19 protein-coding genes (1 of these 19 only partly in view) are annotated in these 19711 nt (G+C 57.2%); 8 read left to right on the top strand and 11 right to left on the bottom strand.

What is annotated here, in order from left to right; genetic code table 11:
• The first annotated feature begins 175 nt into the window (after nt 1-175).
• Together G6N80_RS10825 and arfB are read left to right on the top strand one after the other, a co-directional pair.
• Nucleotides 176-1786 carry a phosphoenolpyruvate carboxykinase gene (locus tag G6N80_RS10825; RefSeq protein ID WP_165133692.1) on the top strand — a complete coding sequence of 537 codons (1611 nt, stop codon included), beginning with the start codon at nt 176-178 and terminating at the stop codon, nt 1784-1786.
• Nucleotides 1787-1919: 133 nt separating this feature from the next.
• Nucleotides 1920-2354: an alternative ribosome rescue aminoacyl-tRNA hydrolase ArfB gene (arfB, locus tag G6N80_RS10820; protein ID WP_062557303.1), complete on the top strand. Its 435-nt coding sequence runs from the start codon at nt 1920-1922 to the stop codon at nt 2352-2354.
• 51 nt (nt 2355-2405) lie between these two features.
• Here the strand turns inward: arfB and coaA are convergent, their stop codons facing one another.
• From coaA to hisB, 7 genes are read right to left on the bottom strand one after another with little or no spacing between them, the layout of a single operon-like run.
• Nucleotides 2406-3398, bottom strand: coding sequence for a type I pantothenate kinase (gene coaA, locus G6N80_RS10815; RefSeq protein WP_062557304.1), 993 nt, complete (start codon nt 3396-3398; stop codon nt 2406-2408).
• Nucleotides 3395-3718, bottom strand: a complete 324-nt coding sequence (locus G6N80_RS10810) for a phosphoribosyl-ATP diphosphatase (RefSeq protein WP_062557305.1) — start codon at nt 3716-3718, stop codon at nt 3395-3397. Before G6N80_RS10810 ends, coaA begins: the two co-directional genes overlap by 4 nt.
• 11 nt (nt 3719-3729) lie before the next feature.
• The gene (hisF, locus tag G6N80_RS10805) at nt 3730-4506 is read right to left on the bottom strand and encodes an imidazole glycerol phosphate synthase subunit HisF (RefSeq protein ID WP_062557306.1); all 777 of its coding nucleotides are present in this window, start codon (nt 4504-4506) and stop codon (nt 3730-3732) included.
• Nucleotides 4503-5246, bottom strand: coding sequence for a 1-(5-phosphoribosyl)-5-[(5-phosphoribosylamino)methylideneamino]imidazole-4-carboxamide isomerase (hisA, locus tag G6N80_RS10800; RefSeq protein ID WP_165133689.1), 744 nt, complete (start codon nt 5244-5246; stop codon nt 4503-4505). Before hisA ends, hisF begins: the two co-directional genes overlap by 4 nt.
• A 1-nt stretch (nt 5247) precedes the next feature.
• Complete coding sequence (gene hisH / locus G6N80_RS10795) at nt 5248-5898, bottom strand: imidazole glycerol phosphate synthase subunit HisH (protein ID WP_062557308.1); 651 nt, start codon at nt 5896-5898, stop codon at nt 5248-5250.
• Entirely contained in the window at nt 5898-6380 is a 483-nt protein-coding gene (locus G6N80_RS10790; protein ID WP_062557309.1) for a DUF2628 domain-containing protein, read from the bottom strand. The genes hisH and G6N80_RS10790 overlap by 1 nt, the downstream gene beginning before the upstream one ends.
• Before the next feature lie 14 nt (nt 6381-6394).
• Nucleotides 6395-6991 (bottom strand): imidazoleglycerol-phosphate dehydratase HisB, encoded by a 597-nt coding sequence (gene hisB, locus G6N80_RS10785; RefSeq protein WP_062557310.1) that lies wholly within the window; start codon nt 6989-6991, stop codon nt 6395-6397.
• A gap of 191 nt (nt 6992-7182) precedes the next feature.
• On the opposite strand from hisB, the gene hslV reads away from it, so the two are divergent.
• From hslV to G6N80_RS10760, 5 genes are all read left to right on the top strand, one after another.
• Nucleotides 7183-7710 carry an ATP-dependent protease subunit HslV gene (hslV, locus tag G6N80_RS10780; protein ID WP_165133686.1) on the top strand — a complete coding sequence of 176 codons (528 nt, stop codon included), beginning with the start codon at nt 7183-7185 and terminating at the stop codon, nt 7708-7710.
• A gap of 77 nt (nt 7711-7787) precedes the next feature.
• On the top strand, nt 7788-9095 hold the full coding sequence (hslU, locus tag G6N80_RS10775; protein ID WP_062557312.1) for an ATP-dependent protease ATPase subunit HslU: 1308 nt from the start codon (nt 7788-7790) through the stop codon (nt 9093-9095).
• Between the two features lie 237 nt (nt 9096-9332).
• Nucleotides 9333-10253, top strand: coding sequence for a DUF1402 family protein (locus G6N80_RS10770; RefSeq protein ID WP_165137019.1), 921 nt, complete (start codon nt 9333-9335; stop codon nt 10251-10253).
• 44 nt (nt 10254-10297) lie between these two features.
• Complete coding sequence (locus G6N80_RS10765; protein WP_165133683.1) at nt 10298-11698, top strand: cytochrome P450; 1401 nt, start codon at nt 10298-10300, stop codon at nt 11696-11698.
• A gap of 91 nt (nt 11699-11789) precedes the next feature.
• Nucleotides 11790-13961 (top strand): malate synthase G, encoded by a 2172-nt coding sequence (locus tag G6N80_RS10760; RefSeq protein ID WP_165133680.1) that lies wholly within the window; start codon nt 11790-11792, stop codon nt 13959-13961.
• A 101-nt stretch (nt 13962-14062) separates the two neighbouring features.
• Here G6N80_RS10760 and G6N80_RS10755 read toward each other — a convergent pair whose 3' ends face one another.
• Nucleotides 14063-14731, bottom strand: coding sequence for a L,D-transpeptidase (locus G6N80_RS10755; RefSeq protein ID WP_062557314.1), 669 nt, complete (start codon nt 14729-14731; stop codon nt 14063-14065).
• A gap of 275 nt (nt 14732-15006) precedes the next feature.
• Here G6N80_RS10755 and G6N80_RS10750 point away from each other — a divergent pair, with 275 nt between their 5' ends.
• Nucleotides 15007-15510 (top strand): MmcB family DNA repair protein, encoded by a 504-nt coding sequence (locus G6N80_RS10750; RefSeq protein ID WP_062557315.1) that lies wholly within the window; start codon nt 15007-15009, stop codon nt 15508-15510.
• Here the strand turns inward: G6N80_RS10750 and G6N80_RS10745 are convergent, their stop codons facing one another.
• The 3 genes from G6N80_RS10745 to hrpB form a co-directional block, all read right to left on the bottom strand.
• Complete coding sequence (locus G6N80_RS10745) at nt 15511-16077, bottom strand: ActR/PrrA/RegA family redox response regulator transcription factor (RefSeq protein WP_156379372.1); 567 nt, start codon at nt 16075-16077, stop codon at nt 15511-15513.
• A 73-nt stretch (nt 16078-16150) separates the two neighbouring features.
• Complete coding sequence (locus G6N80_RS10740) at nt 16151-17467, bottom strand: ActS/PrrB/RegB family redox-sensitive histidine kinase (RefSeq protein WP_062557317.1); 1317 nt, start codon at nt 17465-17467, stop codon at nt 16151-16153.
• 1 nt (nt 17468) lies between these two features.
• Nucleotides 17469-19711: the 3' portion of an ATP-dependent helicase HrpB gene (gene hrpB, locus G6N80_RS10735; RefSeq protein WP_210300875.1), read on the bottom strand. The gene runs 226 nt beyond the window's last position; only the last 2243 of its 2469 coding nucleotides appear in the window; its start codon lies off the right edge, out of view — the gene reads right to left on this strand; its stop codon occupies nt 17469-17471.

Raw genomic sequence — 19711 nt, 5'->3', positions numbered from 1 at the left:
ACGGGGTGAATCGGTAAAAGTCATACCTATTCAAACCGATTTAAAAATAGAAAAAAATCTTTAAATCGATTAAATATATGATTTTATTGATTTTTTCTAAATTCCGCCCTTGCTCTTTTTAAAAAATCGTGGCTAGCGTCATTCAAACGTCAACATGGCTGAAGGAAAACGCGTCATGGAGCAGCACGGAACTTACAATCCGTCGAATAGCATTGAAGCTCTCGGGCTGGTTGGTGCTCAGCGCGTCAACTATAACCTTAACGAGAGCGAATTGTATGAGGCAGCCCTTCGCAATGGCGAAGCTGAACTCACGGTGGATGGCGCGCTGCGCGCAGTGACAGGCCAGCACACAGGCCGCTCGCCCAAGGATAAGTTCGTCGTCCGCGATGCAAATACTGAATCCACCATCTGGTGGGACAACAACAAGCCACTGTCGCCCGAGCATTTCGAAGTTCTGCGCCAGGACATGCTCGCCCATGCACAAGGCAAGACACTTTACGTGCAGGATCTGATCGGCGGCGCTGATCACGATAACGCCCTGCCCACCCGCGTGGTGACGGAACTGGCCTGGCACGGCCTTTTCATCCGCAATCTGTTGATCCGCCCGGATCGCTCCACACTTGCAAGCTTCCAGCAGAAGCTGACGATCATCAACCTGCCAAGCTTCCGTGCCGACCCGGCGCGCCATGGCTGCCGGTCTGAAACCGTCATCGCCTGCGATCTGACGAACGGCCTCGTCCTGATCGGCGGCACATCCTATGCCGGTGAGAACAAGAAGTCGGTCTTCACCGTCCTGAATTATCTTCTGCCGCAGAAGAACGTCATGCCGATGCACTGCTCAGCCAATGTGGGCGCAGAGGGTGACTCGGCAGTCTTCTTCGGCCTGTCGGGCACCGGCAAGACGACGCTTTCGGCTGATCCGAACCGTACGCTCATCGGCGATGATGAGCACGGCTGGGGCGAGAACGGCATCTTCAATTTCGAAGGTGGCTGCTACGCCAAGGCGATCCGTCTTTCTGCGGAGGCAGAGCCGGAAATCTATGCTGCGACACGCCGCTTCGGCACGGTTCTGGAGAACGTTGTTCTTGATGAGAACCGCGTCCCGAACTTCGACGATGCATCACTGACGGAAAACACCCGTAGCGCCTACCCGCTGCACTTCATTCCGAATGCGTCGGCGACGGGCATTGCTCCGCATCCGAAGACCATCATCATGCTGACGGCAGATGCCTTCGGTGTCATGCCACCTATTGCAAAGCTCACGCCTGAGCAGGCCATGTACCACTTCCTGTCTGGTTACACCGCCAAGGTGGCCGGTACGGAAAAGGGCGTGACGGAACCAGAAGCAACTTTCTCCACCTGCTTTGGTGCGCCCTTCATGCCGCGCCATCCGACGGAATACGGCAATCTTCTGCGCGATCTGATCGCCAAGCATGAAGTCGATTGCTGGTTGGTCAACACCGGCTGGACCGGTGGCGCCTATGGTGTCGGTCGCCGTATGCCGATCAAGGCAACGCGCGCTCTTCTGACTGCGGCTTTGAATGGTGAGTTGAAGAAGGCGGAATTCCGCACGGATGCAAACTTCGGCTTCCAGGTTCCTGTCGAAGTTCCGGGCGTGGAAACCGCAATCCTCGACCCACGCTCGACTTGGGCTGATGGTGCAGCCTATGACGCGCAGGCCAAGAAACTGGTGACCATGTTCATCAACAACTTCGCCAAGTTCGAAGACCATGTGGACAGCAAAGTCCGGGATGCCGCTCCGGGTGTTCTTGCCGCCGCCGAGTAAGAACAGACCTCTGGGACGGCTGGTGGAAGCCTGACGTTCAGCGAACCGATGCGCTTACCCAGAACCGCCGGTGCCTCGTGCCGGCGGTTTCTTTTTGGTCGACTTTATGAAATAGAGGGGACCGGAGACTTTCATGGCCAGCGACCCCCTCATCATCAACAGCCGTATAACGATTGCCGGATGGGAACTGACAGAGCAGTTCGTTCTGGCGGGCGGACCAGGCGGTCAAAACGTCAACAAGGTTTCGACGGCTGTTCAGCTTTTCTTTAATCTCCTAGGCTCGCCATCACTTCCAGACCGGATCAAGGAAAATGCCTCCAAGCTTGCGGGCCGTCGTCTCAGCAAAGAGGGCGTGCTGATCATCGAGGCCAACCGCTTTCGCAGTCAGGAGCGCAACCGCGAAGATGCTCGCGAACGGTTGAAGGAGCTTCTCCTGGAAGCAGCAAAGCCGCCGCCACCACCACGCCGGAAAACCAAGCCCAGCAAGGGTGCCATCGAGCGACGCTTGAAGGAAAAATCAGGCCGTTCCGAAGTCAAGAAGATGCGTGGGCGCCCGAACGGGGAATGATGCCACGATTGATAGGCAGCGATGGAATTTCAATCGTGGCCGATGGATCGCCTACAGTTTGCGGAGCGAAACCGTCTCAACAAGATGGTTGCTGCCTTTACGCAAAATCAGATCCGCCCGAGGTCGGGTCGGCAGAATGTTCTGACGCAGGTTCTTGAGATTGATGTTCTGCCAAAGGCCCTCGGCGATTTCAAGCGCCGCATCCGCATCGACTGATGCATAGCGCTTGAAATAAGAACTCGGATCGCGAAACGCCGTTTCACGCAACCGCATGAAACGCTGAACGTACCAATTGTGGATCAGCGATTCTTCCGCATCGATATAGATCGAAAAATCAAAGAAATCGGAGACCATCGGCACGATTGTGCCATCCGCTGGCAGCGTACGGGATTGCAGCACGTTGATACCCTCGAAGATCAGGATATCCGGCCTGTCAACAATCGTGAACTCATCCGGCAAAACATCGTATGTCAGGTGGGAGTACCGGGGTGCTGGCACATTCGGTTCGCCCGCCTTGATGGCAGAGAGAAAGCGGAGAAGTGCCCCGATATCATAGCTTTCCGGAAAGCCCTTGCGCTCCATCAGGTTTTCGCGCTTTAGCACCGCATTCGGAAACAGGAAGCCATCCGTGGTGATCAGATCCACCTTCGGACTGGACGGCCAACGCTTCAGCAATTCCTGAAGAATGCGGGCCGTGGTGGATTTGCCGACAGCCACAGATCCCGCGATGCCGATCACGAAGGGCGTCTTCACCTGATCCGAGAGGCTCAGAAAGCGGTTCCGCTGCTGGAACAGGAGCTGTGACGCTTCCACATGGGCAGATAACAGGCGCGACAGTGAGAGATAGATCCTGCGAACCTCGTTGAGGTCTATCGGGTCGTGCAGAGAGCGCAGGCGCTGCACTTCGTCCGCGGTGAGCGTCAGTGGCGTGTCAGCCCGGAACCGCGCCCACTCCTCGGATGTAAACAGAAAGAAGGGCGAGTAATTGATATCGCGGTTGCTTTCCGGCATATCGGAACCAGTGGGCTGGGTGGCGATCGTCATGTTGGTTTCCGGCTCGCCTTTTCCTGCAGGCCCGATTGAGCCGTGCGGCGTTGCAGTTGTTCCAGTACATCCTGTAGCGGAATACCTGCAATCTTCAATACGACCAAGAGATGATAAAGAAGATCAGCGGCCTCTGATTTAAGATCCTGCCGATTATTCTGAATGGCTGCAATGACAGTCTCGACCGCCTCTTCGCCCAGTTTCTTGGCCGCCCGCTCCTGACCGGCGGCCACGAGCTTTGCAGTCCAGGATTCGGACGGGTCCGCTTTAGCGCGTTCCGCAATGATCTGCTCGAGATCGGTCAGAGAAAATCCGCTCATACGTTCTCTCCTCAATCCAGCCGCATAGCTATACCGCGATCAGCCATGTAGCGTTTGGCCTCACCGATCGAATAGGTACCGAAGTGAAAGATGGAAGCTGCGAGGACTGCGGTTGCGTGGCCCTCGGAAATGCCTGCCACCAGATCGTCGAGATTGCCTACGCCGCCGGACGCGATGACAGGGACGCGAACTGCATCGGCAATGGTGCGCGTCAGAGCAAGATCATAGCCGCTTTTTGTCCCGTCACGATCCATGGATGTGACAAGAAGCTCGCCAGCCCCTTTCGCGACCATCGTCACAGCGAACTCGACAGCATCGATCCCCGTAGCCTGGCGTCCGCCATGGGTAAAGATCTCCCACCTAGGGGCTTCGTGTGCACTGGAAACGCGCTTGGCATCGATCGAGACAACGATGCACTGGTTGCCGAACTTGTCCGCAGCCTCGGCCACGAAGTCAGGGTTCTTGACTGCGGCGGAGTTGATCGAAACCTTGTCGGCACCTGCGAGCAAAAGCTTGCGTATGTCGCCGACGGCGCGCACACCACCACCGACAGTCAGGGGCATGAAGCAATGTTCTGCCGTCTGAGCCACGACGTCAAAAATGGTATCGCGATTGTCGGAGGAAGCAGTGATGTCGAGAAAGCACAATTCGTCCGCGCCGGCCGCATCATAGGCTTTCGCTGCTTCAACAGGATCGCCTGCATCGATGAGATCAACAAAGTTGACGCCCTTGACCACGCGGCCGTCTTTGACATCCAGGCAAGGAATGACACGAGCCTTCAGCGTCATGGGCGGGCCTCCTTGGCAGCGCGAATCACCGCAAGCGCTTCAGTCGGATCAATGCGGCCATCATAGAGTGCACGGCCGGAAATCGCGCCCTCGAGTCTGGCCGCGTCTGGCTTCAGCATGCGGTGGATATCGTCCAGAGAGGCAAGGCCGCCAGATGCGATGACAGGAATGGAAACCGCCTCGGCCAGTTGCAGAGTCGATTCCCAGTTTATACCCGTCAGGATGCCATCACGATCGATGTCGGTATAAATAATGGCTGTGACACCGGCACCTTCAAACTTCTTAGCCAGCTCAATAACGCCGAGCTCCGATGCTTCTGCCCAGCCTTCCACGGCAACTTTACCGCCTTTGGCGTCTATGCCGACAGCGATCTGACCGGGGAACTTTTCGCAGGCTTCGATCACAAGGGCGGGATTGCGCACCGCTACGGTGCCCAAAATAACGCGCGTCAGGCCACGCGACAGCCACGCCTCGATGTGGTCCAGCGTGCGGATGCCACCGCCCAGTTGAACCGGGTTCTTGGTTGTTTTCAGAATGGCATCGATGGCGAAACCATTGCGGCTTTCACCCGCAAATGCGCCATCCAGATCCACCACATGCAACCATTCAAATCCTTGATCCTCGAAGGACTTTGCCTGTGCGGCAGGATCGGGATTGTAGATCGTAGCCTGGTCCATATCACCAAGCTTCAGGCGAACGCATTGGCCATCTTTCAGGTCGATGGCAGGAAACAGGATCATCTCAGGGCATCCAGCGGAGGAAGTTGGAAATCAGGGCGAGACCAAGTGTCTGGCTCTTTTCAGGGTGGAATTGCGCACCGGCGGTGTTTTCGTGCGCAACGAATGCAGTCATCGGACCGCCGTAATCGGTTGTCGCCACTACGTCTTCCGGATTTGATGCTGCAAGATGGTAGGAGTGAACGAAATAGGCATGCAAACCATCAGGCCCCGTCGCAATGCCGTCGAACAGCGCGTGTGGTCGGTTGAGCGTCAGCGTGTTCCACCCGATCTGTGGGATCTTCAGAGCAGGATCTGACGGTGTCATTTCCGTCACGTCGCCCGCAATCCAGTTCAAGCCTTGCGTCGTCTCCTTCTCGAGGCCACGCGTCGACATCAATTGCATGCCGACACAAATGCCAAGAAAAGGATGGCCCTTGTTCTCGACAACGTCCCGGAGGGCCTCTTCCATCCCAGAAACAGCGGCAAGACCGCGCCGGCAGTCGGCATAGGCTCCGACGCCCGGAAGAACGATCCGGTCAGCACTTGCCACGACATCCGGTTTGTCCGTGAGGCATATTTCCGCATCAAGGCCCGCCTCGCGTGCGGCGCGCTCAAAGGCCTTCGTTGCCGAGCGCAGATTGCCTGAGCCATAGTCGATGATTGCAACGCGCATTAGCGTCTTCCTGTATCAAATAGTCCAAAGGACGGGCCGTACTGGGTTGCGGGAGAAGCTTCCGCGGAAAGTTTCGTCCAGTCGGTCTTTGGTGTTGTCATCTGGCGCACGTCGCCAGCAGGACCAGCGAAATAGATCTGCTCGGCTGAAGCAAGATCCGGTGCAGTCACGACGGTATCGAGAACCCAGCCACGTCGCATCAGTGTCCGAACCAGCATCTGTCGTCCTTCGAGACCGGTCAGGAGGGCAATGGAGAGTTGCGCAGCCATTCCGGCGAAAAACAGACCGGGACGGTCAGCAAGCCACCCTGCGGCGAACTGTGCCGTCAGAACTGCGATTCCCCAGAGCCAGCAGCGATTGAACAGGAGCCAGAGCCCGGGAAACACAAAAGCCGTCCACACCATCCGGTCAGCGATAAACCGCGTCGAACGATGGTCCGGCTCGGCTCCTCCCGGTGGGGTCAGAACGATATAGCTGATCACGAAATCTCCTGACCTTAAACGAGCGTGCCCTTCGTCGAAGGAACGCGGCCTGCCTGACGCGGATCGATCTCGGTTGCCGTGCGCAATACGCGGGCCACCGCCTTGAAGCAGGTTTCCGCGATGTGATGGCTGTTGGCACCGTAATGGTTCAGGACATGCAGAGTGATCCCCGCATTCTGCGAGAGCGCCTGGAAGAACTCGCGAACGAGTTCCGTATCGAATGTGCCAATTTTCGGTGCCGTGAAGGTTACGTTCCAGACAAGGAAAGGGCGACCGGAAAGATCGACCGCGGCCTTGGTCATGGTTTCGTCCATGGCAAGATCCAGCGATGCATACCGGGTGATCCCGCGGCGATCTCCAAGTGCCTTGGAAATCGCCTGACCGATTGCGATACCGGTATCCTCCACGGAATGATGATCGTCGATGTGCAGATCGCCCTTGCAGTCGATCTCCATGTCGATCAACGAATGTCGCGACAATTGCTCCAGCATGTGGTCGAAAAAACCAATGCCGGTCGAGATCTTGGAGGTGCCGGTCCCGTCCAGATTGACGCTGACGGAAATGGACGTCTCGTTGGTCTTGCGCGAAATCGAAGCGCGGCGTTCGCTCATTGTACTCACCGGTTCCTGAACACGGAAAACATTGCTGCTGCTTATCAGCCGCCCGCTTCCCGTGCAAACGATTCCGAATGGACGGTCGAGGTCGAACGATTTGCAATCCGCCGCCTCACACTTACATGTGCCTCAACAGCCGGAATCAACCGGGAATGACGTCTCCGCACAGGCGGAGCAAAAGGTGAGACATGACGACAATCATTACCGTCCGCAAGGGCGGAAAGGTGATCATGGCAGGCGACGGGCAGGTGAGTCTCGGTCAGACGGTCATGAAGGGCAATGCACGAAAGGTTCGGCGCATCGGCAAGAGCGGCGATGTCATTGCGGGCTTTGCTGGCGCGACGGCGGATGCGTTTACGTTGCTGGACAGACTGGAGCGGAAGCTCGAACAATATCCGGGGCAATTGATGCGCGCCGCAGTGGAGCTTGCGAAGGATTGGCGTACAGACAAATATCTGCGCAATCTGGAAGCAATGATGCTGGTGGCGGACAAGCAGATCACGCTTGCCATCACAGGCAATGGCGACGTGCTCGAGCCGGAACATGGAACCATCGCCATCGGCTCCGGCGGCAACTATGCCTATGCTGCAGCGCGCGCTCTGATGGATACGGACAAGTCTGCGGAAGACATTGCCCGGCAGGCGCTCGATATTGCAGCCGATATTTGTGTCTACACGAACCACAATCTGGTCGTTGAAGCACTCGACGCCGAATAAATCCGTCAGAACTATTGTGAAGGGCTCCTCGGATCGGGCCGCAAGGCCGATCGAAATGGAGATGCCAAGAGGACATCATGACAAACTTTTCCCCACGAGAAATCGTTTCCGAGCTGGATCGGCACATTATCGGTCAGCAGGATGCCAAGCGTGCCGTTGCTATTGCGCTTCGCAATCGCTGGCGCCGTCAGCAACTCGATGAAAGCCTGCGCGATGAGGTCATGCCGAAGAACATCCTGATGATTGGCCCGACCGGTGTCGGCAAGACCGAGATTTCTCGCCGTCTCGCGAAGCTGGCAGGTGCTCCTTTCATCAAGGTCGAAGCAACGAAGTTCACGGAAGTCGGTTACGTTGGGCGCGATGTCGAGCAGATCATCCGCGACCTCGTTGAAATCGGCATCGGGCTGGTGCGCGACAAGAAGCGCGCCGAGGTTCAGGCGAAGGCACATGCAAGTGCCGAAGAGCGCGTGCTGGATGCTCTTGTTGGCTCCACCGCATCTCCCGCCACCCGCGACTCATTCCGCAAGAAGCTTCGTTCCGGCGAACTGGACGATAAGGAGATCGAGATCGAGGTCGCCGATACCGGAAGCGGTGCATCGGGCTTCGAAATTCCGGGCATGCCGGGCGCCAATATTGGCGTGCTCAATCTTTCCGACATGTTCGGCAAGGCCATGGGCGGACGTACCAAGAAGGTTCGCACAACGGTTTCGAAGTCTTACGGCGATCTCATTCGAGATGAATCCGATAAGCTGATCGACAATGAAGTCATCCAGCGAGAAGCCGTTCGCTCGGTTGAAAATGATGGTATCGTCTTCCTCGATGAGATCGACAAGATCGCAGCGCGGGATGGCGGTATGGGGGCAGGGGTGTCCCGCGAAGGTGTGCAGCGTGATCTCTTGCCTTTGGTAGAAGGCACGACAGTTTCCACCAAATATGGTCCGGTCAAGACAGACCATATTCTGTTCATCGCATCTGGCGCTTTCCATGTTGCAAAGCCGTCAGACCTTCTCCCTGAACTGCAGGGTCGCCTGCCGATCCGGGTCGAACTGAAGCCGCTCTCCAAGGAGGACTTTCGGCGTATTCTGACGGAGACCGAGGCAAGTCTCATCCGTCAGTACAAGGCGCTGATGGAGACCGAGCAACTTGCGCTCGATTTTACAGAGGATGCGATCGATGCGCTTGCCGATGTGGCGGTGCATCTCAATTCCTCTGTAGAAAACATTGGTGCGCGGCGTCTGCAGACGGTGATGGAGCGGGTGCTGGACGAAATTTCCTTCCACGCGCCGGATCGCCCCAATACTGAAGTGACGATCGATTCGGCCTATGTGCGCCAGCATGTCGGCGATATTGCTGCCGATACCGATCTTTCTCGCTATATTCTGTAATGCCGCTTGTATGCCGAGTGGCAAGGGCGCAACGCGCCCTTGCCTTCGATGATCCTTTTGACGGGAAATTGAAGCACTCAGGCTCGCCTTGTCGCTCTACATTCAGTATGGGTTCATACCCATAAGTGCCTTTTATTTCGGATTTCTGATTCGTCCGAAAGCAACGTGCTGAAGAGCCTGCATGCTCTGCTGTTCCCTGGGATATTCGTCTTGAAACGTTCTTTGCTCGCCGTCTTGATGGTTTTCGCGCTTTCCGTGCCGGAGGTTCAGGCCGGGAGCTTGACCACTGTGCCGCCAGGCAACCGCAATGCCGAGCAGCCCAAGATTCCAGGCGCTTCGGTTCGACGGACCCGCGAGGGCAGGACAACATTCGATGACAAGTTCGACAAGATTCGCGATCTTCTCGCTGGCGATCGGTCACTGATATCGAAGATCAAGCAGACGGCTCGCCAATATGACATTGATCCAATCCATATTGTCGGCGCCATTGTTGGTGAGCACACCTATAACGTCGATGCTTACGACAGGCTCCAGTCCTATTATGTCAAGGCCGCGGCCTATGCCGGTGACAACTTCCGCTTCAGCTACAAGGGCGAGTCGATCACCCAGTTCGTTACGCGTCCGCAATTCGAAAAGTGCGAGCGGTTCAGCGATTCCTATAAACTCTGGTCCTGCCGCGAAAATGTCTGGGAGCAAACGTTCCGAGGTGAAAAGGTCGATGGAGTTTCCTACCCCAATGACCGCTTCAGCGCTGTATTTTTCCAACCGTTCTATGCAGGTCAGACATTCGGTTTGGGCCAGCTCAACCCGTTGACCGCGCTCATGCAGTCCGACCTTGTGGCCAGCCGCTCCGGCTATGCGAAGCTTGATCCGGCCGACGCCCAGGGTGTCTACAAGGCGATCATGGATCCGGACAAGTCTCTGGCCTACATGGCGGCGACGATCCGCCGAGCAATCGATGATTATGCAGACATTGCCGGAATGGACATCTCCCGCAATCCAGGGATTACCGCCACACTTTATAACGTCGGCAATACAGCCAGCCGTGCAGCTGCGCTTGCCGCCCGCAACCGTGGCGGCGGAGGCTCCCTGCCGGAAGAGAACTATTACGGCTGGCTGGTCAACGACAAGCTGGATGAATTGAAATCGCTCTTGTAAGTGCCGATATGAAGGCCTGTTGATCCCGTCAGGAGAACAGGCCCATGGATATGCGTCCGGAACCCTTTGAGCCACCGGCTCCCCATCCCCGAACGGCGATCCCGTCTCGGTTGGAAATCATCCGGACCGTTTTCAGGAACCCGTTGGAACTCTGGGGAGAGCCTTCCTACACACTTCCCTGGATCAACTCGAAGTTCTTTGCCGAGCGGACATTGATCGTCAACGATCCTCGTCTCATTCGCTACGTTCTCGTTGATAACGCCGCCAACTACGAAATGTCGGAAATTCGGCAGCTCATTCTGCGACCAATCCTCCGCGATGGCCTGTTGACGGCGGAAGGACCAGTCTGGAAGCGATCCCGCAAAGCCATGGCGCCTGTGTTTACCCCGCGTCACGCCAAGGGTTTCGCCGGAAAGATGCTGGCCAAGTCCGAAGAGTATCTGACCAAGTATGCAGACATTGGCTCTGAGGGGAGGGTAGAGGATATTTCCGTCGATATGACGGAACTCGCCTTTGCAATTCTGTCGGAGACGCTGTTCTCCGGTGAAATCGTCACGCAGAGCGATAACTTTGCCGATGATGTCGATTCGCTCCTGCATCGCATGGGACGGGTCGATCCCATGGACCTCTTGCGCGCGCCTGCGTGGGTGCCGCGGGTTACGCGTATCGGTGGTGCCAAGGTTCTGGGCAAGTTTCGCGAAATCGTCCGGCTGACGATGGAAAAGAGGAAGGCCCGCATGCGGAGCGACCGGGATACGACGCCGGATGATTTTCTCACCCTGCTTCTGGAACTTGACGGACCGGATGGACTGACCCTGGATGAGATAGAGGACAATATTCTGACCTTCATCGGCGCTGGTCATGAAACGACGGCACGCGCTTTGGCCTGGACGCTCTATTGCCTGTCTCATGCTCCGCAGTTTCGAGCCCTGATGGAAGAGGAGATCGACCGGGTCATTACAAGTGGAGCTGATCCAGTCGAGTGGCTGGATTTGATGCCGCACGTACGCGCAGCTTTCGAAGAGGGGATGCGGCTTTATCCACCCGCCCCGTCCATCAACCGCGCGGCTATCAAGGATGATACCTGGAAGAGCCCGAACGGTGAGGTTCTGGAAATCGCCGCAGGAACGACCGTTCTTGTAATGCCCTGGACGCTGCATCGCCATCAGCTTTACTGGGAAAAGCCGCGTGCTTTCATGCCGGAACGCTTTCTGCCCGAGAACCGCAGCCGGATTGATCGCTTTCAATTTCTGCCTTTCGGTGCTGGACCACGCACCTGTATCGGAGCCACGTTTGCCATGCAGGAGGCCGTAATCGCCTTGGCTGTTCTCTTGTCGCGGTTCCGCTTCGAATCACTTCCGAACGTCAAGCCTTGGCCCGTCCAGAGGTTGACGACCCAGCCGCAGAACGGTCTTCCCATGCGCGTCATGCCGCGGTCCGTATGATCTCGAACATGATCATTCAACGAATGCCGGATTGACTAAGCGGTCCCACCGCGCAAAAAACCTTGGCATGAATGTTTATGGAGAATTCCTGATGAGCCGCATCGACGTACATGGGTTGGCAATCGATACTGCACTTCACCGCTTTCTGGTGGAGGAAGCCCTGCCGGGAAGTGGCGTGGATGCGGATCGATTCTTTGCGGAGCTGTCGGCAATCGTTCATGAGCTCGCACCGAAAAACCGCGAACTTCTCGAAAAGCGCGATGCGTTTCAAAACCAGCTGGACGAATGGTACCGCAAGAACGGATCGCCCACCGACCTTGCAGCCTATGAAGCCTTCCTGCGCGAAATAGGCTATTTGCTGCCCGAGGGCCCGGATTTCACGGTGACAACGGAAAATGTCGATGCGGAAATTGCCCGTATCGCGGGCCCTCAACTGGTCGTTCCGGTCATGAACGCGCGTTATGCGCTGAATGCGGCCAATGCACGTTGGGGATCGCTTTACGATGCCCTCTATGGCACGGACGCAATCCCTGAAGCGGATGGCGCTGCCAAGGGCGCCGGTTACAACCCGGTCCGGGGTGCGAAGGTGATTGCCTGGGTGCGCGATTTTCTGAACCAGTCGGCTCCGCTGTCTGAGGCGAGCTGGACGGATGTCACGGGCTTTGAAGTCTCTGGTGGAACGATTCACGTGAAACTCGGCGATAAGGTTGCGGGTCTTGATGAACCTGCCCAGTTCGCAGGCTTCAAGGGAGAGGCCGCATCGCCCACTGCCATCCTGCTGACACGCAACGGCCTGCACATCGAGATCCGAATCGACTCATCGACACCGATTGGCAAGGACGATCCCGCTCATATTTCGGACGTCTGGTTGGAATCGGCAATCACCACGATCATGGATTGCGAGGATTCGGTCGCGGCTGTGGATGCCGAGGATAAGGTCGTCATCTATCGCAACTGGCTCGGCCTCATGAAGGGTGACCTGAAGGAGGAAGTGTCCAAGGGCGGAAAGACGTTCATTCGTGCCCTCAATCCTGATCTGGCCTTTGAAGGCCCGGATGGGTCCGCAGTGACTGTACCGGGTCGTTCGCTCATGCTCGTGCGAAATGTCGGTCACCTCATGACCAACCCGGCAATTCTGGATCGGGACGGGCGGGAGATCCCGGAAGGCATCATGGATGCCATGGTCACGGCGCTTATTGCTCTTTACGATATCGGACCGCAGGGACGCCGCCAGAACTCGCGCGCAGGCTCCATGTATGTGGTGAAGCCGAAGATGCATGGTCCTGAAGAGGTCGCGTTTGCCTGCGAAATCTTCTCTCGCGTCGAAAAGGCGCTCGGCATGGCATCCAATACGATCAAGATGGGCATCATGGACGAAGAGCGGCGCACCACCGTGAACCTCAAAGAATGTATCCGCCAGGCGAAGGATCGCGTTGTTTTCATCAATACGGGCTTCCTGGATCGGACGGGCGACGAAATTCATACCTCGATGGAAGCCGGCCCGATGATCCGAAAGGGCGACATGAAGCAGGCGGCATGGATTGCCGCCTACGAGAACTGGAATGTCGACATTGGCCTGTCCTGCGGTCTTTCCGGTCATGCCCAGATAGGCAAGGGCATGTGGGCCATGCCTGACCTTATGGCAGCTATGCTGGAGCAAAAGATCGCGCATCCGAAGGCCGGTGCGAATACGGCCTGGGTCCCATCGCCTACCGCCGCAACCCTGCACGCGACGCACTACCACAAGGTCAACGTTGCTGAAGTGCAGGACGGGCTGAAGTCACGCGCTCGTGCCAAACTTTCCGATATTCTCTCTGTGCCGGTATCTTCGCGACCAAACTGGACGGCTGAAGAAGTGCAACGCGAGCTCGACAACAATGCCCAAGGTATTCTCGGCTACGTTGTGCGCTGGGTCGATCAGGGTGTTGGCTGCTCGAAAGTGCCGGACATTAACAATGTCGGTTTGATGGAAGACCGTGCCACGCTGCGTATTTCTGCCCAGCACATGGCGAACTGGCTGCATCATGGGTTGGTTACAGAAGATCAGATTACTGAAACCATGAAGCGCATGGCCGCGGTCGTCGATAGCCAGAATGCCGGTGATCCAGCTTACCAGCCAATGGCCGGTCGATTCGACGATTCGGTCGCCTTCCAGGCCGCCCTTGAACTTGTATTGCAGGGCCGCGTACAGCCGAATGGCTATACCGAGCCAGTCCTGCACCGCCGTCGCCTGGAGGCGAAGGCCAAGGCTGCGGCGGTTTGACCTGAGCCGAGAGGTGAAACCAACGTTTCACCTCTCGCATTCCTGAACGCGAAACGGCACGCCGAGACGTGCCGTTTTCTATTTGGAAGAAGAGATTCGGGTTACTGAATGACGACAACCTTGGTTGCGCGACCCGGACGAACGCGGCTGTAAAGGTCGATCACGTCCTGATTCATCAACCGGATGCAGCCAGAAGACGCTGCGGTGCCGATGGAAGCCCACTCCGGCGTGCCGTGCAGGCGGAACAGAGTATCCTGACCCTTTTCATTGAACAGGTACATCGCGCGCGCACCGAGCGGATTGTTGATTCCCGGACCCATGCCGTCCTCAACATAGCGGGCGACATCAGGACGGCGTGCTGCCATTTCCTTCGGTGGATGCCACGTCGGCCATTCCTGCTTCCAAGCTACATAGGCCTCGCCAGACCATGCAAAGCCCTGCTTGCCGACGCCGATACCGTAGCGAACAGCCTTACCATTTGGCAGGATGTAATAGAGGAAGCGTTCGCGCGTATTGACGATGATCGTACCAGGGCGTTCCTTGGTTTCGAAATCGACAATCTGACGATGAAACTTCTTGTCTACACGGTTGATCGGGATCGCCGGAAGCGAATAGCCTGCATCGGTCACCGGACCATAGGCGTCTGAGAAGATCTGGTTCGTCTCGGTGCGGATGGTCGCGACCTTCGTGTCAGATGAGGTCGTGGAGCAGCCGGCCAGGGCAAGCATGGAAAGAAGGCCGGATGCGATCATGCTGTGGCGGAAGCGCATGGAATTCTCATGAAAAGGAGTGAAATCAAAGACGTGTTCAGACGCCTTAGATTTCAGGTTTATTTGCGAACCGGTGGGGCTTGGCAAGGCCGCAGAAAGGCACAGGCCTTCGCGACTGCACAATTGGAAGGGGCATTGCCTTTTTGCAACAATTCTCGAAGCTGAAGCTAAATTCGCAAATTGTCTACGTGGTCCGCAATGCCAGCTACATTTCCGGATATCGAGAGACAACACAGTGATTCGCCTCGTTGGCCAGAGATACGGAGACCCTCGACTTGACAATTATCAGACTGGGCGCCGTGAGCCCATTGATTGATGGTCGCCAGTCACAAAGAGCCATGATGGTGCGTCGCGGCGTACAGATCCTGCTCAATGACATGCGCCATTCCGTTTTGCCCGAACTGACGCTCGCTAGTGGCAGGCGCGTCGACCTGATCAGCCTGTCACCGAAGGGCGAAATCTGGATCGTTGAAATAAAAACCTCGGTCGAGGATTTTCGGGTAGACCAGAAGTGGCCGGATTATCGGGATTTCAGCGACCGCCTGTTCTTTGCGACCCATAAAGACGTGCCACTCGATATCTTTCCGGAGGACTGCGGCCTGATTCTGTCGGACGGCTATGGCGCGCATCTGCTGCGAGATGCGCCTGAGCACCGGCTTTCCGCCAGTAGCCGCAAGGCACTCACGCTGAGCTTTGCACGCACGGCGGCACAACGCCTGCTCGCCGCCGAATGGGCGACCGGCCAAAGCTTTGAGGATGCTGAAACGACTGAAAACTGATCAGCGCGGTGCGCGTTTTGCCAAAATGCGCTGCAAGGTTCTCCGGTGCATGTTCAGCCGACGCGCCGTCTCCGAGACATTGCGTTCGCACATCTCGTAAACGCGCTGAATATGTTCCCAGCGCACGCGATCGGCAGACATGGGGTTTTCCGGTACATCTGCCTTCTCGCCTGGCCGCTGCGTCAGCGCTGCATAGACATCATCGGCATCCGCGGGTTTGGAGAGATAATCGACTGCACCGAGTTTTACGGCCGTGACGGCGGTTGCGATGTTTCCATAGCCCGTGAGAACGATGACGCGCGTGTCCTCCCGTCCCTTGCGGATCGCTTCGATGACATCCAGCCCATTGCCGTCGCCCAGCCGCAAATCCACAACGGCAAACTTCGGCGGATGTGCTCTGGCCTTCGCGATGCCCTCTGCTACGGATTCAGCGATCTCCACCTTGAAGCCCCGGCTTTCCATGGCACGCGCCAGTCGGCGCAGAAAGGGCGCATCGTCATCCACGAGCAACAGCGATGGGTCCGGTCCAAGATGCACCTGGGATTCGGTAGCCGTCGAAGACTCCATCTGCTCCAATTCCATCTTTTTCTCCTTCGTCTGCTTCCTCGCATGGATTCTACGTCAAGGAAAGCAATCTAGCTCATATGGCCCGTTCACTATTGATATCCATCAAGGATCGAGGCCATACGACCCGAATTTGTGCCCCGCTCGCACCGGTTGCCCGATTGGTAAACGTCAATTTTGCGCCAGACCGTTCCAGCAAAGTCTTGGCGATGAACAGACCGAGTCCGAGGCCGCCCGCCCGCTCGTCCTGTCTCGAGCGCGACGACATGTAAGGCTCTCCGATATGTGTCAAAACATCAGGGGCAAAACCGGTTCCATCATCTTCGATGGTAATGGCGACAACGTCTATGTTGTGCTCCACGGTAATCGTGACACGGGAGCGTGCGAAGTCGACGGCATTTTCAATCAGGTTGCCGAGGCCATACATGATCGCTGCATTGCGGGCTCCGACCGGTTCACTCTCACGCTCCCCTTTTTCTACCAGCGCAATCTCGACCTCGAATTGTCTATGGGGGGCAATGACTTCTTCGACAAGCGAGGAGAGGGGAAGCCTACGAAGATGGTCTTCGCTTTCCGCGGAAAGCGATGTCAGGCGACGAAGAATGTCGCGACAGCGCTCGCTCTGGCTTCTCAGCAGGGCAACATCTTCGCCAAACTTCTCATCATGCTTGAGTTCTCGCTCCATTTCCTTGGCCACCACACTGATCGTCGCAAGCGGTGTGCCCAGTTCATGCGCGGCGGCCGCTGCAAGGCCATCCAGTTGCGACAGGTGCTTTTCTCGTTCCAGTACCAGTTCGGTTGCGGCCAGCGCATCGGCAAGCAGAGTGGCTTCCATGGAAACGCGATAGGCATAGAATGCCGCGAAGGCCATCATCGAAACGATTGCCGCCCAGAAGGCCAGAAGCAGCAGCGGATGAACGACCAGATTCTCGTCTCCTTGCCACGGCACAGGATAAGGCGTCAGGGCCAGAAGTGTTGCGCAACTCATCGCAAATGACAGAAGACAGAGGGAGTGGCGAAGCGGCAGCGACGCGAAGGAGATGATGACCGGGACGCAGAGGAGGGATGCGAACGGGTTGGCAAGCCCGCCTGTAATGAAGAGAAGCCCGCCCATTTGCAGAAGGTCGAAACCTAGAAGAACAAGGGCCGCTCCCGGCTGAAGTCTATGTGTTGGAGGATATCTCAAGGCCAAGGTCAGATTGACTAGACCGAGTGCTCCAATCAGCAAAATTGCTTCCAGGAGCGGCAGATCGAAGTGAAGGACCACGGCAACGACGAATACGGTGAGCGCCTGCCCGGCGACAGCTAGCCAGCGAAGCCAGATCAGCGTTTGCAGGCGAAGGCTGCGGCTGCTGCGCCCGAACTGCAAATGGCGGATCGACTGGCTTTCCATCTCAGGTTCCTTTGGGCTTCGCCCGGTGCGTAGCTTGCGCATGTGCAGGATCTTCCGGCCACGGATGCTTGGGATAGCGTCCGCGCATATCCGCTCGGACATCTTTCCAGGAGCCAAACCAGAATCCGGGAAGATCTCGCGTGGTCTGGATCGGACGATGTGCCGGAGAAGTCAACTCAAGCAGCAGCGGCAGTTTGCCGCCCGCTACGGCCGGATGTGCCTTGAGACCAAATAGTTCCTGCACCCGGATGGCAAGAACCGGTTCTTCTCCATCATAGCGGATCGGATGGCGTTGACCGGTGGGCGCTTCGAAATGCGTCGGCGCAAGGCGAGCAAGATCCTGACGAAGCTCAAAGGGAATGAGGGATTTCAGTCCCTCCATCAAACTTCCGGCATCCACGGCGTCCAGTCGGGTCCGGCCACTTTGGAAGGGTACGAACCATTCATCAAGTCGCTCGAGCAGGCGTTCCTCTGCCATATCGGGCCAAGGGCTGCCGATCGTACGGTGAAGAAAGCCGATCCTGTCACGCAACTGCTCGGCTTCCTTAGAGAACGGCAGGCACTGCAGGCCAAGTTGCCGCACTCCGTCGGCAAGACCACGCGCAGCGGCCTCCCCGGTTGGGCGGGGCAAAGGGGATTCCTCAATCAGGAGCGCTCCCAAGCGAACGACGCGGCGAGCGCGGACCTGTTTCGATGCCGTATCGAAGAAGGCTTCTTCCCCCGAGACAATCGAATGCTTGAGTTCGTCCTCGATATCGCTGCGTCGAACCTCTGTGGCCGCCAAAATTCGTGCCTGAGCGGCCCGTCCTGTCAGGTCGGCAATTACAAGGTACTTACAACCGGAAAGTCTTTCGGTCTCGGGAAGTTCTGCACCACGGCCATTTGCCATGACAAATCGGCCGCGTGCACCGCGTTGGATGGCCACACGGTCCGGAAAGGCGTGCAGAAGCAGCTGGCCTGCCGAGAGATCTTCCGCCTGCCCCGTGGCCTTTGGCAGCGATTTAGCGAGTCTGTCAGCCAGACCGCGTGCCGCCTCAGCTCGCTCACCGCGTTCACTGCCAAACTGACGCAGTCGAGAGTCGAGGTCGACGTCTTGTCCGCCCAGACCTTGTTCCGTCAACAGTATGGCTAGTCGAGCCGCCTTGCGAGCTTCACCGCATTCGGCGCCTGCAATCACCATCGCGGCCAACCGAGGGGGAAGAGAAAGGTCCCGCATCAGTTTCCCACGAACGGTCAGCGCGTCGTTCTTGTCCAGCGCTTCCATCATCCGCAAAAGATTGCGCGCTTCTGTCAATGCAGCGAGCGGGGGCTGATCCAGAAAGGAGAGGGTTGCTGGATTTTTCACACCCCAGTGGGCGAGATCCAGCGCCAGTGCAGCCAGATCGCTCGCCAGGATCTGCGGTGGTGTGAAAGCGGGCAGGGCCGCAGTTTGTCCCGCATGCCAAAGACGAATAGCGATTCCCGGCTCCGTTCTTCCGGCTCGGCCTGCTCTCTGGTCTGCTGATGCTCGGGAAACACGGACCGTTTCAAGCCTGGTAATCCCCGTTGACGGTTCATACACGGGTAATCGTTGCAGTCCGCTGTCAATGACGATTCGCACCCCATCGATCGTAATAGAGGTCTCCGCGATCGATGTCGAAAGAACCACTTTCCGCTGGCCGATAGGGCAAGGCTTGATGGCGAGATCCTGATCCCGTTGCGACATGGCACCATAGAGAGGTGCTAGAACAGTCGCTTCCGGCAATTTGCCAATCAGCCGCTCCTGCACGCGCTTGATTTCGGCTTGCCCGGGCAGGAATGCGAGGATCGAGCCATTTTCCCGATCGTGTGCCGAAAGGATCGCGCGAGCCACGCTGTCCTCGATCCTTTCGCTGGCGTCGCGGTCAACATGTCGAATCTCGATGGGGAAGGTTCGTCCCTCGCTTTTTACCGAGGGGGGACTATCGAGAAGTGCGCAGACCCGATCGACATCCAGTGTCGCCGACATGACAATGAGGCGGAGGTCTTCGCGCAAAGCTCCCTGCGAATCCAAGGCAAGCGCCAATCCGAAATCGGCGTCCACTGACCTTTCGTGAAACTCATCGAACAGAACGGCAGATACGCCTGTGAGCTCAGGATCTTCCAGGATCATCCGGGTGAACACGCCTTCGGTCACCACCTCGATGCGAGTCGCCTTCGAAATGCGATTGTCGAGGCGCATTCTGTAACCGACGGTCTGACCAATCTGTTCGTTGAGGATCGTCG

The sequence above is a fragment of the Rhizobium rhizoryzae genome, from assembly GCF_011046895.1.
Classification (GTDB): domain Bacteria; phylum Pseudomonadota; class Alphaproteobacteria; order Rhizobiales; family Rhizobiaceae; genus Neorhizobium; species Neorhizobium rhizoryzae.
Note: the sequence above shows the minus strand (reverse complement) of the source record. Positions and strands in the feature narration are given on the sequence as shown.

Excerpts from the sequence above, each read along its gene's own strand:
- arfB (WP_062557303.1), top strand. The coding sequence starts at position 1,920 with ATGGCCAGCGACCCCCTCATCATCAACAGCCGTATAACGATTGCCGGA.
- G6N80_RS10745 (WP_156379372.1), bottom strand. The coding sequence starts at position 16,077 with ATGGAGTCTTCGACGGCTACCGAATCCCAGGTGCATCTTGGACCGGAC.
- coaA (WP_062557304.1), bottom strand. The coding sequence starts at position 3,398 with ATGACGATCGCCACCCAGCCCACTGGTTCCGATATGCCGGAAAGCAAC.
- G6N80_RS10810 (WP_062557305.1), bottom strand. The coding sequence starts at position 3,718 with ATGAGCGGATTTTCTCTGACCGATCTCGAGCAGATCATTGCGGAACGC.
- G6N80_RS10825 (WP_165133692.1), top strand. The coding sequence starts at position 176 with ATGGAGCAGCACGGAACTTACAATCCGTCGAATAGCATTGAAGCTCTC.
- G6N80_RS10760 (WP_165133680.1), top strand. The coding sequence starts at position 11,790 with ATGAGCCGCATCGACGTACATGGGTTGGCAATCGATACTGCACTTCAC.
- hslV (WP_165133686.1), top strand. The coding sequence starts at position 7,183 with ATGACGACAATCATTACCGTCCGCAAGGGCGGAAAGGTGATCATGGCA.
- G6N80_RS10765 (WP_165133683.1), top strand. The coding sequence starts at position 10,298 with ATGGATATGCGTCCGGAACCCTTTGAGCCACCGGCTCCCCATCCCCGA.
- G6N80_RS10755 (WP_062557314.1), bottom strand. The coding sequence starts at position 14,731 with ATGCGCTTCCGCCACAGCATGATCGCATCCGGCCTTCTTTCCATGCTT.
- G6N80_RS10740 (WP_062557317.1), bottom strand. The coding sequence starts at position 17,467 with ATGGAAAGCCAGTCGATCCGCCATTTGCAGTTCGGGCGCAGCAGCCGC.
- hisA (WP_165133689.1), bottom strand. The coding sequence starts at position 5,246 with ATGATCCTGTTTCCTGCCATCGACCTGAAAGATGGCCAATGCGTTCGC.
- hisH (WP_062557308.1), bottom strand. The coding sequence starts at position 5,898 with ATGCGCGTTGCAATCATCGACTATGGCTCAGGCAATCTGCGCTCGGCA.
- hisB (WP_062557310.1), bottom strand. The coding sequence starts at position 6,991 with ATGAGCGAACGCCGCGCTTCGATTTCGCGCAAGACCAACGAGACGTCC.
- G6N80_RS10770 (WP_165137019.1), top strand. The coding sequence starts at position 9,333 with ATGGTTTTCGCGCTTTCCGTGCCGGAGGTTCAGGCCGGGAGCTTGACC.
- hisF (WP_062557306.1), bottom strand. The coding sequence starts at position 4,506 with ATGACGCTGAAGGCTCGTGTCATTCCTTGCCTGGATGTCAAAGACGGC.
- hslU (WP_062557312.1), top strand. The coding sequence starts at position 7,788 with ATGACAAACTTTTCCCCACGAGAAATCGTTTCCGAGCTGGATCGGCAC.